Annotated in this window: 1 protein-coding gene; it reads right to left on the bottom strand. The window is 65.8% G+C overall.

What is annotated here, in order from left to right; translation table 11 throughout:
* Positions 1-981 (bottom strand): TRAP transporter small permease (locus AC1DY5_RS56705; RefSeq protein WP_478122881.1); only part of this gene is annotated, 981 nt, incomplete at its 3' end.
* Positions 982-1,095 lie beyond the last annotated feature (114 nt).

The raw sequence follows: 1,095 nt of genomic DNA, 5'->3' as shown, positions 1-1,095 counted from the left end.
GCGTTTCTTCATCTCCGGAAACAGCGCCGGTGCCACGGCCGCCATGTCGGCCGCCTTCGCGCCGGAGATGCCCGAGACGATGTACATCGCGCCCAGCAGCACGTACTGCAGGCCGCCGCGCACGTGGCCGATYAGGCTCACGAGGAAGTTGATCATCGCGCGGGCCAGGCCCGTCATCTCGATCAGCGAACCCAGGAAGACGAACAGCGGCACCGCCAGCAGGATCAGGTGCGACATGCCTTCCTGCATGCGGTTGGGCATGAGCGACATCGGCGTCGACGTCGAGAAGGTGAGATAGGACATCGTCGCCAGCCCGAAGGCGAACGCGATCGGCACGCCGATCACGATGCATCCGACCAGCATCAGCAGGAAGAAGATGATCAGGTTGAGGTTGCCGAGCGTCGCGAGCGTCGGCGACAGCAGCCACAGGGCTCCGCCAAGGAGCGCCACCGCGCCACCGCAGACAGCGATCTGCTTCCAGTTCGCATGCTCGACCAGCCGCGCGACCGCAGTGACGAGCATCAGGAACGCGCCCGCGCACACCGCACCCGCACGCCATCCTTCGCTCAGGCCCAGCACGGGTGTCGAAACGTCCATCTCCTCATGCCAGTGCTCCCAGGCCGGCCCGGCGAGCATCAGCAGGAAACCGACCACCAGGCACATGCCGAAGGCATCGAGCCAAACGCGCCTGTCGGCTGGCAGGTCCTTGATGAAGGTGGTCAGGTGCATGTGCGCGGCGCGACGCAGCGCAATGCACGAGCCGAGCATGGCCAGCCACAGGAACAGGATGCTGGCGAGCTCGTCGGTCCAGGTGAGCGGTTCGTGCAGCGCGTAGCGCGCGAAGGCGCCGCCGCCAAGGATCAGGATCTCGGCCACGACAATGGCGGCCGCTGGGACTTCGGTCACCCAAGCCAACAGTCGGTCGAACCAGTTCGACGCGGCGGGCGGGATGATATCGAGCGGGTCGACGGTGGACTGCATGGCGCGCTCCTGATCGGTCTTGCTGATCGCGGACCTCAGGCGAGCTTGCCCGAGTACTTCTCGAGCTTGGCCCAGGCCTCGTCGCCGTACTTGCCCTTCCACTCGGTATAGAAG

Source organism: Variovorax sp. P4_D9 (assembly GCF_056401695.1).
Note: the sequence above shows the minus strand (reverse complement) of the source record. Positions and strands in the feature narration are given on the sequence as shown.